Here is a 12,727-nt window from a genome sequence, read left to right as displayed (position 1 = left end):
CGTCGCGGGCACCGAACCTGGCCAAGCGAACCGTGTTCCGCTGTGGGCTCTGCCGGCCCGCAGTGGCCCAGAATCCACAAAGGCGGAGGAACACACCGCAATGGCCAAGATGATTGCGTTCGACGAGGACGCCCGCCGCGGTCTCGAGCGGGGTATGAACACCCTCGCTGACGCCGTCAAGGTGACGCTCGGCCCGAAGGGCCGCAACGTCGTGCTCGAGAAGAAGTGGGGTGCGCCGACGATCACGAACGACGGCGTCTCCATCGCGAAGGAGATCGAGCTCGAGGACCCGTGGGAGAAGATCGGGGCCGAGCTCGTCAAGGAAGTTGCGAAGAAGACGGACGACGTCGCTGGTGACGGCACCACGACCGCGACCGTTCTCGCCCAGGCCCTGGTGCGCGAGGGTCTGCGCAACGTGGCCGCCGGCGCCAACCCGCTGGGCCTCAAGCGCGGCATCGAGCAGGCCGTCGACGCCATCGCCGAGCAGCTGCTGAAGAACGCCAAGGAGATCGAGACGAAGGAGCAGATCGCTGCTACCGCGTCCATCTCCGCCGCTGACCCCACGATCGGCGAGCTCATCGCCGAGGCGATGGACAAGGTCGGCAAGGAAGGCGTCATCACCGTCGAGGAGAGCAACACCCTCGGTCTCGAGCTCGAGCTCACCGAGGGCATGCGCTTCGACAAGGGCTACATCTCCGGTTACTTCGTGACCGACCCCGAGCGCCAGGAAGCGGTCCTCGAGGACCCGTACATCCTGCTGTTCGGCTCCAAGATCTCCACGGTGAAGGACCTGCTCCCGCTCCTGGAGAAGGTCATGCAGGGCGGCAAGCCGCTGCTGATCATCTCCGAGGACGTCGAGGGCGAGGCCCTCGCGACCCTGGTCGTGAACAAGATCCGCGGCACCTTCAAGTCCGTCGCCGTCAAGGCCCCGGGCTTCGGTGACCGCCGCAAGGCCATCCTCCAGGACATCGCCACCCTCACCGGTGGCCAGGTCATCACCGAGGACGTCGGCCTGAAGCTGGAGAACGCCGACATCTCGCTGCTGGGCAAGGCCCGCAAGGTCGTCGTCACCAAGGACGAGACGACCATCGTCGAGGGCTCGGGCGACGCCGACCAGATCCAGGGTCGCGTCAACCAGATCCGCGCCGAGATCGAGAAGTCGGACTCCGACTACGACCGCGAGAAGCTCCAGGAGCGCCTCGCCAAGCTCGCCGGCGGCGTCGCCGTCATCAAGGCGGGCGCGGCCACCGAGGTCGAGCTCAAGGAGCGCAAGCACCGCATCGAGGACGCCGTTCGCAACGCGAAGGCCGCCGTCGAAGAGGGCATCGTCGCCGGTGGTGGCGTCGCCCTGCTGCAGGCCGCCGAGGCCGCCTTCGAGGGCCTGCGTCTCACCGGTGACGAGGCCACGGGCGCGAACATCGTCAAGGTCGCCGTCGAGGCGCCCCTGAAGCAGATCGCGATCAACGCCGGCCTCGAGGGTGGCGTCGTGGTCGAGCGCGTCAAGTCCCTGCCTGCCGGCGAGGGCTTGGACGCCGCGACCGGCGAGTACAAGGACCTGGTGGCCGCGGGCATCATCGACCCGGCCAAGGTCACGCGTTCCGCGCTGCAGAACGCCGCGTCGATCGCCGCGCTGTTCCTGACCACGGAGGCCGTGGTTGCGGACAAGCCGGAGAAGAACGCTGCTCCGGCCGCGCCGGACGCCGGTGGCATGGACTTCTGAGTCCTAGCCGCACCTGCTCCACTTCGGGAGGCCCGGTTCCGCTTCGGCGGGGCCGGGCCTTTCGGCTTCGGTGTGGTGCCTTCAGCAAGCCGGTTCGGTGGCCTGCCACTCCACACAGGTCGGGCGGGAGCCGGTTCGCTGGAACTCCAGGAGGGCGTCCCGAACCTGGTCCACTCGTATCGCGGCGTCCGGTGGGAACTCCGACTTGTTGTCCTTGTCGACGTACAAGGTCGGTGCACCTTCTGCGAGTTCAACGGCGCGAGTCACCCAGTAGCCGACCTCGTCAGCCGTGCTGTCGGGGGCCGGGCCGACGTAGTGCAACGCACCGAATCCTTGCCGCGCGTCCAACTTGAACATCCGGTCCGGGATCTCCAGGACTCCGAATCTCGGTAGTTCCCTCGCGGCGATCTGCGTCGGGTGCGGTTGCGGGTGGTTCATCACGTAGGACAGGACGTCGTCGAGTTCCGCGACGGAGGTGACAGCAACAGGCTCATCAGCGCGGTTGTCGCCGTGGTAGTACCAAATGTCGAGCGTGTAGCTCACCGCACGTCCTTTCCGCGGAACTCTCGCGACCGTACCGGATCGTGCACGACCAACGTTTGGCCCGGCCCGAGCACGTAGGGGAGCAACCGGGAACAGGAAAGTGCCCCGTTGCAGAGCTCGTTGTTGACCACCAGTTCGACGCGGTCGACTCCACCTTGCCGCATCCGCCAGCCGACCTTGATCTCGACGTGGTTCGACGCCTCGACGCTCGCGCTGGGACGGCCGATTCCGAGTTGAACCAGGTGATCGTTGATGCGGTCGTGCTCCCCGTCCGGCTCGCGGCCGCTCTGCACCAGATTGGTACGGCCGTCGGAGGTGCGGTAGACACCGCTGGTCTGGTACTTGGGCAACCCAGCTCGCGTTTCCGCGACCCACGGTTGTGCAGCTGCCGGCGAGGTCGGCCCTGGCCGCTCCCCGCCTTGAACCGAGCCCGGATTCGCGCGACTCCCTCCAGCGTGGTTCGGAGCTCGCGAATGCGTTCAGCGACTCCGTCCTGGACAGCCTGGAAGGACCCGGTGACAGCAGCGGCCTCGGGCACGTCGCCACCTCCTGCCGCACAGGTCAGCTGCGAGCCGGTCCCCAGTCAGAACCCCAGTGCGGGCGCGGCACGCCCCCAACCCCAACCTGCCGCGCCAATCCCCTCGAACCCGCCGGGCGAACCGGCGGTCACAGCGCTAAAGCATGATCGTCGGTGTCACCACTGTCCGGCCCGGCTCCCCGTGCGAGTTCACCAGGTGCACCAGGATCTGCGTGGTCCCGGCCGGCACGTCCGGCAGCACGAACCGCCCGCCGTCGTCCGCCTGGGTGCACGACGACTTGTGGTCGGCGACGCGCACCTCCACCGTGTGCTCCCCGGCCGGCACCAGCCACCCGTCGATGCGGTGGCGGGAGCCGGTGGAGGTGAAGTTCACCATCAGGGTGAGGTTGTCGACGGTGAACGTGATCGTGCCCGTCTGGCCGCCTCGGACGCCGGCGAAGGAGCCCGCGCGTTCCCAGCGGGCCACTTCGACGTCGAGGTCTTCCAGGGCGATCGCGAACTTCACGCGGTCGACCAGGTCTGCCGGAGGCGGATCCAGCTCGTCGACGAGCCTGTTCAGTTCGGAGAGGACTGCGGTGTCCTCAAGGCCCCTGCGGTCGTCGCGCGGGTCGATCTCGTTCACCGCGATCCTCCTTCCGTGTCCAGGTAGCTGCGCAACAGGTTCAGGCACCGTCCCCTGGTCGGACCGATGCTGCCGTGGGGCATGGCGAGTGCTTCGGCGACTGCTCGGTACTCGGCGCGACCCGCGAGCACGGTGAGCCGGAGCAGTTCCTGGCACTTGGTGGTCAACCGGCCGAACGCGAGCCACAGCCTGCGGTCGCGGTCGTCCATCAATGTCACGTCCTCCGGCAGGCCGGTGTCGGACTCCAGTTGTTCGGCGAACTCGTCGGACAGGTGGGTCTCGCGCTTGTTGGGTGTCCAGGTCCGCCGGGCTTCACGCCTGGTCGTGACGACCAGGTAGCCGACGAGGGCGCGCGGTTCCTTGATGCTGTCGATCTTGCGGAGGAATGCGAGCCACACGGTCTGCACCACGTCTTCCGCGGCGGCCCTGTCCAGGCCCTGGCCGCGGGCTACGTGCCACACCAGTGGGGTCAGCTCGGCCACCAGCACGTCGAGTGCGTTGCGGTTGCCTTCGCGTGCGGCCGCGACGCAGACCGCATGCCGTTCGGTGCCTTCCAGCCCGTCCCACGGCGGTCGGTCATCCGCCGTGTGCAGCTCGTCCACGCAGCACCTCCGATCGGCCGCCCTGTCAGCGCCGTTCGCCAGGTCAGGAGGCGCCGACTGGGCGGTAGATACAAAATTCACTCGATTGGAGCAGTATCACACCAACCGTGCGCCACATCCTCCTCCGGACATGCCAGCGGCCCGTGATTCCCCCTCCTCATCACGGGCCGCCTGTGCGGGAGCTCCGCGCCAGCCGGCACCCCTCGAACCGGCTGACGCCTCGCCCCACGTCTGTCGCTCACCACTACAAGAGCGTGGAAACCAGACGCAGATACACACTCGGACGCGGGGATACGAGAATCCGCTCCCGGATTAGCGAAAGCACATGGAATTGCCCACTATGGTCTAGACCATGCCGATTCTCGAAGTCATCGCACTCGACGCCAGGGACGCGGAAGCAGCGCAGGAGGGCGGTGCGCACCGCCTCGAGCTCGTCGCCGACATGGCCGCGGACGGGCTCACGCCGTCGGTCGCCACCTTCACGGAGGTGCGGAAGGCGACCGACCTGCCCATCAGGGTCATGTTGCGCGACCAGAACGGGTTCGCGCCCAAAGACCTGAGGCAGCTCCGCCGGACCGCCGCCGAGCTCAGGGAGGCGGGCGCCACCGAGTTCGTCCTCGGCTTCCTCGACGCCGAAGGGGAGATCGACGAGGGCGTCACCCTCAACCTCGTCGCCGAGCTCGAAGGCTGCGCGTGGACCTTCCACCGCGCGCTCGACAACTCCACCGACGTGCGCAGGGGCTGGCGGACGGTCGCCGGGCTCGGTTGCGACACCGTGCTCGCCGCCGGCCACCGCAAGGGCGTCGAAGCGGGCAGGGAGATCCTGAAAGAGCTGGTCAACGCCCAGCCGCCCACTCTTCTGGTCGGTGGCGGCCTGCAGCCCCACCACGTCGGCGAGCTGCTGGAAGCGGGCATCACCGCGTTCCACGTCGGCAGCGCCGTGCGGCCTGGCGGGTGGGACGAACCGGTCGACCAGGCATCAGTTCGGCAATGGATCAACCGTCTGGTCTAGACCCTTAGCGCATCCCGTTCTAGTCTCACGTTGCTTCCTGTGAAATGGCTGTTGCACTATATGCAATACGGAGGGCGCGATGAGGCTGAAGGCACTCGTGGCCGTGCTGGGCGTGGGCGCGGTGGTCGCCTGCGCTCCGGTGCAGTCCGGACCCACGAACACGGCAGGGGACGAGAAGACCGGGCAGCTGCGGGTGTGGCTGTTCGACGAGGTCAACCGCGGGCCCAAGGAGGCGGTCGTCAAGGAGGCGATCAGCGAGTTCCAGGGCAAGCACAGCGGCGTGACCGTCGACGTGCAGTACATCCAGGTGTCGAGCCGCGCGGAACGCTTCAAGGCCGCCTTCAGCGACCCCAAGAGCGCGCCGGACGTGGCCGAGTTCGGCAACACCGACCTCGCGGGCTACGTCTCCGCCGGCGGTTTCTCCGAGCTGGACCTCGGCTCGTGGAGCGAGTCCAAGGACCTGGTCCCGACGATCCTCGACACGGCCAAGGTCGACGGCAAGACCTACGGCGTGCCGTGGTTCGTCGGCGTGCGCGCCCTCTACTACCGCACGGACGTCTTCACCGAGCTCGGCCTCAAGCCGCCGACGACGCTCGACGAGATCGCCACGACCGCGCGCCAGATCCGGCAGCGCAAGCCTGAACTGATCGGCATCTCCGCCGGCGGCAAGTACCTGTTCGCCGCGCTGCCCTTCATCTGGGGCAACGGCGGTGAGATCGCCAAGTCCGACGGCGGCAAGTTCACCGCCGCCATCGACAGCGCCGAGGCCAGGGCCGGTGTCGCCAAGTACACCGAGCTGATCAAGGACGACATCTGCCCGCCCGCCACCTGCGCCGGCAACGGCGGTGACGCGAGCGTCGAGGCGTTCCGCGCCGGCAAGGCGGCCATGACCATCGGCGGCGACTTCAACCGCAAGTCCGTGGACGCCAGCAGCGCCGCCGGCAAGTACGCCGTCGTGCCGCTGCCCGGCAAGACCGCGGGCTCGATCGCACCCGCCTTCGCCGGCGGCAACCTGCTCGGCGTCATGAAGGGCACCCAGCGCAAGACGCTCGCGACCGAGTTCACGCAGCTGCTCGCGTCGAAGAAGTACCAGCAGAAGATGTACACGGCGATGGGCAACCTGCCGACGTTCACCGACGTGCAGAAGCAGGTCGCGGACTCCGACAAGTTCCTGGAGCCGTTCACCAAGACCCTGCAGGCGGGCACGAAGTTCGTCCCCGTCACCCCGGCGTGGGCGAAGATCGAGGCGCAGTCGGTGCTGCCGACGATGCTGCAGGAGGTCGTCACCGGCGCGAAGAACGTCGACACGGCCACCGCCGACGCCGCCAAGACGATGAACGCGGCCTTCACGTCGTGAGCGTGACGGCCAGAGGTCAGGGGCGGACCGCGTTCGCCTACCTGGCTCCAGCGCTGCTGGTGCTCGCGGGCCTGCTGGCCTACCCGATCTACCAGCTGGTGCTCATCTCGCTCTTCGACTACGGCCAGGAGCAGGTGAGCGGCGGTGCGCCGCTGCAGTTCCTCGGTCTCGGCAACTACCAGAAGCTGCTGGGTGACCAGCAGTTCTGGACGGTGCTCGGGCAGACCGTCGCCTTCGCGGCGGTCTGCGTGGTCGGCACGCTGCTCGTGGGCGCCTTCCTCGCGATCCTGGCCACGCGGGTCAGGACGTGGGTGCGGATGACGTTGTTCCTGGCGGCGCTCGGCGCGTGGTCCACGCCCGCCGTCGCCGGGTCGACGATCTGGCTGTTCCTGTTCGACGCGAACTTCGGGTTCGTCAACGAGGTCCTCGGCATCCAGGGCTACTCCTGGACGTTCGACAAGTGGACCGCGTTCGGGCTCGTCGCCGCCCAGGTGATCTGGTGCTCGTTCCCGTTCGTCATGGTCACGCTCTACGCGGGCATCAAGGCGATCCCGGGCGAGGTGCTGGAGGCCGCGGCGCTCGACGGCGCGTCGGCGTTCCGCACGGCCTGGAGCGTGATCCTCCCACTGCTGCGGCCGATCATCCTCGTGGTGACGATCCAGTCGATCATCTGGGACTTCAAGATCTTCACGCAGATCTACGTGATGACCAACGGCGGCGGCATCGCCGGGCGCAACCTCGTGCTCAACGTCTACGCCTACCAGCAGGCGTTCGCGGCGTCGGAGTACGGGCTGGGCGCGGCGATCGGTGTCGTGATGACCGTGCTTTTGCTGGCGATCACGCTGTTCTACCTGCGCGCGCTGCGCCGTTGCGGGGAGGCGCTGTGAAGCGTTGGCTGACCGAGGCGTTCGTCCTCGTCATCGCGGGCGTCGTCGCGTTCCCGCTGTTCTGGATGGTGCTGTCCGCGTTCAAGCCGGAGGACGAGATCATCTCGGCCGACCCGGTGCCGTGGACGACCCGGCCGACGCTCGACAGCTTCACCCGAGCGCTGACCGTGGCGAACTTCGGGCGCTACTTCCTCAACAGCATCGTCGTGGCGCTGATCGTGGTGGCGCTGAGCATCCTGATCTCGTTCCTCGCCGCCACCGCGCTGACCCGCTTCCGGTTCCGCAGCCGCACCACGTTGCTGATCATGCTGCTGGTCGTGCAGATGGTGCCGGTCGAGGCGCTGACCGTGCCGTTGTTCTTCCTGATGCGGTCGGTCGGTGACTCGGTCCCGGTGTTCGGCCTGAACCACCTGGGCTCGCTCGTGCTGGTGCACCTGGCGTTCAGCCTGCCGTTCGCGATCTGGATGCTGCGCGGGTTCGTCGCCGCGGTGCCGGTGGAGCTGGAGGAGGCCGCCACCCTGGACGGCGCCTCGCGGTTCCGGTTCCTCTGGCAGGTGCTGTTCCCGCTCGTCGCGCCGGGCCTGGTGGCGACGTCCGTGCTGTCGTTCATCCACGCCTGGAACGACTTCCTGTTCGCCAAGACGTTCATCATCTCCGCTGTGGAGAACCAGACCCTGCCACTGGCTCTCCAGGTCTTCGTCAAACCCGACCAGAACGATTGGGGCGCGATCATGGCGGGCTCCACCCTGATGACCATCCCTGTGCTCGTCTTCTTCATCTTCGTCCAGCGCCGGCTCGTCTCCGGGCTCGCCGGGGCGGTGAAGGGATGAACCTGCTGCCACGCCCGGTGTCCTATGTGGACGGCGGAAGACTCGTTCCCTACCAGGGCTGGGAGACCGTGCTCGTCGACGGTCCGCCCGGCGGCTACCGGCTGGTCTCGTCCGAGGACGGCGTGCTGATCGAGGCGCACGACGCCGAGGGCGAGATGAACGCGCTGCAGACCCTGCGGCAGCTGCTCGGGCCCGGCGCGTTCCGGGCGGCGGGGGACAAGCCGCAGGTCATCCCGGCCTGCGAGGTCGTCGACCACCCGCGGTTCGCGTGGCGTGGCGTGATGCTGGACGTGGCGCGGCACTTCCTGCCCAAGCGGGAGGTGCTGCGCTGGGTCGAGCTGCTGTCCGCGCACAAGCTCAACGTCCTGCACCTGCACCTGACCGACGACCAGGGCTGGCGCTTCGAGGTGAAGGCCTACCCGAAGCTCACCGAGGTCGGCTCGTGGCGGGACGACTCGCGGTTCGGCGACCGGCGCTCCGCCGGCATGAAAGGCCGTCCGCACGGCGGTTTCTACACCCAGGACGACCTGCGGGAGATCGTCGCGTACGCGGCGGCGCGGCACGTCACGGTGGTCCCGGAGATCGACATCCCCGGCCACTCGCAGGCGGCGATCGCGGCCTACCCGGAGCTCGGGCTGCACGGCGGTGGCGTCTGGTCCGACTGGGGCATCAACGAACGCGTGCTCAACACCGAGCAGTCCACAGCGGACTTCTACAAGGTGGTCTTCGACGAGCTGATGGACGTGTTCCCCGCGGAGGTCATCGGGCTCGGCGGCGACGAGGCACCCGGCCACGACGGCGAGCTGGTCCGGCAGATCGCGCGGCACATCCTCCGCGGCGGCCGGCGGCCCTACGGCTGGGACGAGGTCCTGGACTCCGGCCCGCTCCCGGCGGGCACGGTCGTCGCCTCGTGGCGCGGTGTCGAAGGCGGCATCACGGCGGCCCGCGAGGGCCACGACGTGGTGATGTGCCCCGAGGAGTTCGTCTACCTCGACTACCGGCAGTCGGACTCGCCCGACGAGCCCATCCCGGTCGGCACGGTGACCACGCTGGAGGACGTCTACGCCTGGGAACCGGTGCCCGCGGAGCTCACGGGTGACGAACCCGGCCGCGTGCTGGGCGCGCAGGCGAACATCTGGACCGAGCACCTCGACTCGGCCCGGCGCGTGGACTACGCGGCGTTCCCGCGGCTCGCGGCGTTCGCCGAGGTCGTGTGGTCACCGGCGGAGAAGGACCCCGGTTTCGTGCAACGGCTGCGGGAACACCACCTGCCGCGACTGGACGCCCTGGGGGTGGAGTACCGGCCCCTCAACGGTCCCCACCCCTGGCAACGGCTACCTGGTGTTCCCGGTTTTCCACGGTGATCACGTCCGGGATCACATCGCGGGCTCTTCCTCGGGCATGAGGATCCAGGCGGCGACGTAGAGGACAGCTCCGGTGCCGAACCCGAGCAGCGTCGCCGCCACCAGGACGATCCGCAGCAACGCGGCGTCCACGCCGATCATCTTGGCCACGCCGCCGCAGACACCGGCGACCATCTTGTCGGTCCGGCTGCGCCGGAGCTTCTTGACCTTCGTCGTCGCTTCGTCGAGCACGTTGTTGTTCATGCCTCAAGAGTCGTCGTTTTCGCGCGGCGGCACATCGGTGACCACCCCGAACCCGACCCTGAGTCGTACTCTGAGGGTCATGGACTCCCCTGAGGAGCTGGCGTCAGGGCTCGACCGCGCGGGTTACCTGCCGGACGGCGGTGTCGCCACGGCGGCGTTCCTCGCGGTGCGCATGGGCCGTCCGCTGTTCCTCGAAGGCGAGCCGGGCACCGGCAAGACCTCTCTCGCGCTGGCGCTCGCCAAGGCGATGAACGTCCCGCTGATCCGCCTGCAGTGCCACGAGGGCATCGACGCCACGCAGGCGCTCTACGACTGGGACTACCCGCGCCAGCTGATGCACCTGCGCGTGCTGGAGACCCGCGGCGAGGTCGACGAGGCCTCCCTGTACACCCGCCGGTTCCTGCTGGCCCGGCCGTTGCTGCAGGCGCTGGAGAACGCGCCGTGCGTGCTGCTCGTGGACGAGATCGACCGGGCCGACGACGAGTTCGAGGCGTTCCTGCTGGAGGTGCTGAGCGAGAACGCGGTCAGCATCCCGGAGTTCGGCGAGATCAGGGCGACCACGCCGCCGCTGACCGTGCTGACCTCGAACCGCACCCGTGAGGTGCACGACGCGTTGAAACGCCGATGCCTCTACCACTGGCTGGAGCACCCGTCGCTGGGACGGGAAGTCGCGATCCTGCGCCGAACGCTGCCCGGCCTGGACGAACGGCTCGCGGTCAAGGTTGCCGAAGCCGTGCACCGGATGCGCGGGCTGGACCTGCTCAAACCGCCCGGCGTGGCCGAGTCGCTCGACTGGGCGCGGGCGTTGCAAGCCTTGGGCCACACGGAACCGGACGCCACGACGCTCGGGGCGGTGCTCAAGTACCGGGAGGACGCGGACCGCGTCATCGGGAGCACGATCGTCGGATGACGGAGGCCTGCGTCGGGTTCACGCGCGTCCTGCGGGGCGCCGGGCTCCAGTGCGGACCGGATCGCGTCCAGGCGTTCCTCGCGGCCACCGAGCACGTCGACCTCTACTGGGCGGGGCGGCTGACGTTGTGCGCCGACCCGGACGACCTGCCGCGCTACGACGCCGCCTACCGCGCCTACTTCGGTGGCACCCCACCGCGACCGCGCACGACCGTCGAGCTCGACTCGATGACCGTCGGTGTCGCCGCCTCGGACGTGGAGGTGTTGAAGCACAAGGACATCTCCGAGTTCAACGCGGCACCGCTGATCGCCCGTCTCCGGCCGTTGCCGCCGCGCAGACGGTCACGGCGGCTGAAGAAGGCCCGCCGCGGCCGGATGGACCTCGCCCGCACGGTCCGCGCGATGATCGAGGTGGGCGGCGAGATCACGAGACCGCGCCACCGCCGCCGCGGCACGAAAGCACGCCGGTTGGTGCTGCTGATCGACGTCTCCGGCTCGATGGCGGCCTACTCCGACGCGTTGCTGCGGTTCGCGCACGTGGTCGCGCGGGCCATGCCCGTCGAGGTCCGCACGGTCGGCACCCGGCTCACCCGCGTGACCCGGCAGCTGCGGGAGCGCGATCAGGAACGCGCGCTGCGAGCCGTCGGCCGCGCGATCCCCGACTACGAGGGCGGCACCCGGCTCGGCGACACCATCAGGCGCTTCAACCAGCAGTGGCGGCAGCGCGGAGCGGTGGTCGTGCTGTTCAGCGACGGCTGGGAACGCGGTGACCCCGCCCTGCTGGCAGCCGAGCTCGCCCGCCTCAGGCGCACCAGCCACAGGGTCCTCTGGGCGAACCCGCACGCCGGGAAACCGGGCTACCGGCCGGTGCAGCGGGGTGTGGTGGCCGCGCTCCCGCACGTGGACAGGATGATCGCGGGGCACAGCGTGCACGCGTTGGAAGAGCTGCTGGAGGAGGTGCGCCGTGCGTGATGTCCTGTTCGACCTCGCGGACCGGGTCGCGAACGGTGAGACCGTCGGCGTCGGGACCGTGGTCGCGACCTTCAGCTCGGCGCCGCGGCCGGCGGGGGCCGCGATGCTCGTGACCGGGGACGGTCAGGCGATCGGCAGCGTGTCCGGCGGCTGCGTCGAGGGTGCGGTCTACGACCTCGCGCAGACGACCGGCGAGCCGGTGCTGCAGCGTTATGGCGTCAGCGACGACGACGCGTTCGCCGTCGGGCTGACGTGCGGCGGGATCATCGACATCTACGTCGAGAAGATCAACGCCGAGACTTTCCCGCAGCTCGGCGAGGTCGTGGAAACCGTTCGTGCCGAAGAACCGGTGGCCATCGCCACCGTCATCGAGCACCCGGACCGCATCGGGCAGCGGATGGTCGTCTGGCCTGACCGCCGTGCGGGCTCGCTCGGGTCGTCCCGCGCCGACGACGCCGTCACGGACGACGCGCGCGGCATGCTCGCGAGCGGGCGGTCCGGCGTGATCCAGTACGGCCCGGACGGCCAGCGCCGGGGCGAGGGCATGAGCGTGTTCGTGAACTCGTTCGAGCCGCCGCCGCGGATGCTCGTGTTCGGCGCGATCGACTTCGCCGCCGCGATGGCCAGGCTCGGCGCGTTCCTCGGCTACCGCGTGACCGTGTGCGACGCACGGCCCGTGTTCGCGACCCGCACCCGTTTCCCGGAGGCCGATGAGGTCGTCGTCGCGTGGCCGCACAAGTACCTGCGGGCCGAGGCGCCCAAGCTCGACGAACGCACGGTCATCGCGGTCCTCACCCACGACCCGAAGTTCGACGTGCCGGTGCTGGAGATCGCGTTGCGGCTCAAGGTGGGCTATGTGGGCGCGATGGGTTCCCGCCGTACGCACGAAGATCGCCTGCAACGGTTGCGGGAAGCCGGGGTGACCGAGAGCGAGCTGAGCACGTTGTCGTCGCCGATCGGCCTCGATCTGGGCGCCAGGACACCGGAGGAGACCGCGGTGTCGATCGCCGCCGAGATCATCTCCTTGCGGTGGAAGGGATCCGGCCGCCGTCTCGTCGATCTTGGTGAACCGATCCACCACTGATCGGGTTGTTGAACCGGCACACAGGGAGGAGGCTGGAGTGGCCC

General features: G+C 68.8%; 14 protein-coding genes. 9 read left to right on the top strand and 5 right to left on the bottom strand.

What is annotated here, in order from left to right:
• Window positions 1-100 precede the first annotated feature (100 nt).
• Complete coding sequence (gene groL / locus BBK82_RS11840; RefSeq protein ID WP_065915054.1) at window positions 101-1,720, top strand: chaperonin GroEL; 1,620 nt, start codon at window positions 101-103, stop codon at window positions 1,718-1,720.
• A gap of 81 nt (window positions 1,721-1,801) precedes the next feature.
• On the opposite strand, the gene BBK82_RS11835 is transcribed toward groL, so the two are convergent.
• From BBK82_RS11835 to BBK82_RS11820, 4 genes are all read right to left on the bottom strand, one after another.
• Window positions 1,802-2,263, bottom strand: coding sequence for an Imm1 family immunity protein (locus tag BBK82_RS11835; RefSeq protein ID WP_065915053.1), 462 nt, complete (start codon window positions 2,261-2,263; stop codon window positions 1,802-1,804).
• Window positions 2,260-2,613 (bottom strand): DddA-like double-stranded DNA deaminase toxin, encoded by a 354-nt coding sequence (locus BBK82_RS11830; protein WP_065915052.1) that lies wholly within the window; start codon window positions 2,611-2,613, stop codon window positions 2,260-2,262. The genes BBK82_RS11835 and BBK82_RS11830 overlap by 4 nt, the downstream gene beginning before the upstream one ends.
• A 324-nt stretch (window positions 2,614-2,937) precedes the next feature.
• On the bottom strand, window positions 2,938-3,414 hold the full coding sequence (locus tag BBK82_RS11825; protein WP_065920995.1) for a hypothetical protein: 477 nt from the start codon (window positions 3,412-3,414) through the stop codon (window positions 2,938-2,940).
• Between the two features lie 5 nt (window positions 3,415-3,419).
• Window positions 3,420-4,025: an RNA polymerase sigma factor gene (locus BBK82_RS11820; protein ID WP_065915051.1), complete on the bottom strand. Its 606-nt coding sequence runs from the start codon at window positions 4,023-4,025 to the stop codon at window positions 3,420-3,422.
• A gap of 352 nt (window positions 4,026-4,377) precedes the next feature.
• Here BBK82_RS11820 and BBK82_RS11815 point away from each other — a divergent pair, with 352 nt between their 5' ends.
• From BBK82_RS11815 to BBK82_RS11795, 5 genes are all read left to right on the top strand, one after another.
• Window positions 4,378-5,037, top strand: a complete 660-nt coding sequence (locus BBK82_RS11815) for a copper homeostasis protein CutC (RefSeq protein ID WP_065915050.1) — start codon at window positions 4,378-4,380, stop codon at window positions 5,035-5,037.
• Window positions 5,038-5,116: 79 nt separating this feature from the next.
• Entirely contained in the window at window positions 5,117-6,394 is a 1,278-nt protein-coding gene (locus tag BBK82_RS11810) for an extracellular solute-binding protein (RefSeq protein WP_065915049.1), read from the top strand.
• Window positions 6,395-6,396: 2 nt separating this feature from the next.
• Entirely contained in the window at window positions 6,397-7,281 is an 885-nt protein-coding gene (locus tag BBK82_RS11805) for a carbohydrate ABC transporter permease (protein WP_237048145.1), read from the top strand.
• Complete coding sequence (locus tag BBK82_RS11800) at window positions 7,278-8,111, top strand: carbohydrate ABC transporter permease (RefSeq protein WP_065915047.1); 834 nt, start codon at window positions 7,278-7,280, stop codon at window positions 8,109-8,111. Before BBK82_RS11805 ends, BBK82_RS11800 begins: the two co-directional genes overlap by 4 nt.
• Window positions 8,108-9,475 carry a beta-N-acetylhexosaminidase gene (locus tag BBK82_RS11795; protein WP_083267920.1) on the top strand — a complete coding sequence of 456 codons (1,368 nt, stop codon included), beginning with the start codon at window positions 8,108-8,110 and terminating at the stop codon, window positions 9,473-9,475. Before BBK82_RS11800 ends, BBK82_RS11795 begins: the two co-directional genes overlap by 4 nt.
• Window positions 9,476-9,487: 12 nt before the next feature.
• Here the strand turns inward: BBK82_RS11795 and BBK82_RS11790 are convergent, their stop codons facing one another.
• Entirely contained in the window at window positions 9,488-9,718 is a 231-nt protein-coding gene (locus tag BBK82_RS11790) for a PspC domain-containing protein (protein WP_065915046.1), read from the bottom strand.
• A 79-nt stretch (window positions 9,719-9,797) separates the two neighbouring features.
• Between BBK82_RS11790 and BBK82_RS11785 the strand changes: the two genes are divergently transcribed.
• The 3 genes from BBK82_RS11785 to BBK82_RS11775 are packed head-to-tail and all read left to right on the top strand — an operon-like array spanning window position 9,798 to window position 12,683.
• Entirely contained in the window at window positions 9,798-10,628 is an 831-nt protein-coding gene (locus BBK82_RS11785) for an AAA family ATPase (protein WP_065915045.1), read from the top strand.
• The gene (locus BBK82_RS11780; protein WP_065915044.1) at window positions 10,625-11,599 is read left to right on the top strand and encodes a vWA domain-containing protein; all 975 of its coding nucleotides are present in this window, start codon (window positions 10,625-10,627) and stop codon (window positions 11,597-11,599) included. Before BBK82_RS11785 ends, BBK82_RS11780 begins: the two co-directional genes overlap by 4 nt.
• On the top strand, window positions 11,592-12,683 hold the full coding sequence (locus BBK82_RS11775) for an XdhC family protein (RefSeq protein ID WP_065915043.1): 1,092 nt from the start codon (window positions 11,592-11,594) through the stop codon (window positions 12,681-12,683). Before BBK82_RS11780 ends, BBK82_RS11775 begins: the two co-directional genes overlap by 8 nt.
• Window positions 12,684-12,727: the final 44 nt, after the last annotated feature.

The sequence above is a fragment of the Lentzea guizhouensis genome, from assembly GCF_001701025.1.
Taxonomy (GTDB): domain Bacteria; phylum Actinomycetota; class Actinomycetes; order Mycobacteriales; family Pseudonocardiaceae; genus Lentzea; species Lentzea guizhouensis.
The sequence above is the reverse complement of the archived record's forward strand: the minus strand, read 5'-3'. Positions and strand labels throughout refer to the sequence as shown.

What these genes read in the sequence shown, in the direction of transcription:
- groL (WP_065915054.1), top strand. Translation starts at nt 101, where the DNA reads ATGGCCAAGATGATTGCGTTCGACGAGGACGCCCGCCGCGGTCTCGAG.
- BBK82_RS11815 (WP_065915050.1), top strand. Translation starts at nt 4,378, where the DNA reads ATGCCGATTCTCGAAGTCATCGCACTCGACGCCAGGGACGCGGAAGCA.
- BBK82_RS11810 (WP_065915049.1), top strand. Translation starts at nt 5,117, where the DNA reads ATGAGGCTGAAGGCACTCGTGGCCGTGCTGGGCGTGGGCGCGGTGGTC.
- BBK82_RS11795 (WP_083267920.1), top strand. Translation starts at nt 8,108, where the DNA reads ATGAACCTGCTGCCACGCCCGGTGTCCTATGTGGACGGCGGAAGACTC.
- BBK82_RS11790 (WP_065915046.1), bottom strand. Translation starts at nt 9,718, where the DNA reads ATGAACAACAACGTGCTCGACGAAGCGACGACGAAGGTCAAGAAGCTC.
- BBK82_RS11785 (WP_065915045.1), top strand. Translation starts at nt 9,798, where the DNA reads ATGGACTCCCCTGAGGAGCTGGCGTCAGGGCTCGACCGCGCGGGTTAC.
- BBK82_RS11780 (WP_065915044.1), top strand. Translation starts at nt 10,625, where the DNA reads ATGACGGAGGCCTGCGTCGGGTTCACGCGCGTCCTGCGGGGCGCCGGG.